Source organism: Arcobacter sp. AHV-9/2010 (assembly GCF_004116575.1).
Classification (GTDB): domain Bacteria; phylum Campylobacterota; class Campylobacteria; order Campylobacterales; family Arcobacteraceae; genus Aliarcobacter; species Aliarcobacter skirrowii.
Map to the genome: position 1 here is coordinate 1 of NZ_PDKH01000032.1, position 345 is coordinate 345.

General features: G+C 28.1%; 1 protein-coding gene. It reads right to left on the bottom strand.

What is annotated here, in order from left to right; all coding sequences use genetic code 11:
* On the bottom strand, positions 1-202 hold a 202-nt coding region (locus CRU94_RS09755), incomplete at its 3' end, for a hypothetical protein (protein ID WP_258237456.1).
* Between the last annotated feature and the right edge of the window lie 143 nt (positions 203-345).

A 345-nucleotide genomic window follows, 5' to 3' on the forward strand; every position in this document is an offset into this window, starting at 1 on the left:
GCTTACCTTCCAAATAATTCAAAAGCCTGATTTTCATTTTTTCGATTTTCAAAGCTAAAAATGGAAAGGCTATAGCCTTTCCTTCAAAATAATTCAAAAACGAGATATTCATTTTTTTGATTTTCGAAGCTAAAAATGGAAAGGCTATAGCCTTACCTTCAAAAGAATTCAAAAACGAGATTTTCATTTTTTCGATTTTCAAAGCTAAAAATTGAAATGCTTACCTTCCAAATAATTCAAAAGCCTGATTTTCATTTTTTCGATTTTCAAACCTAAAAATGGAAAGGCTATAGCCTTTCCTTCAAAATAATTCAAAAACGAGATATTCATTTTTTTGATTTTCGA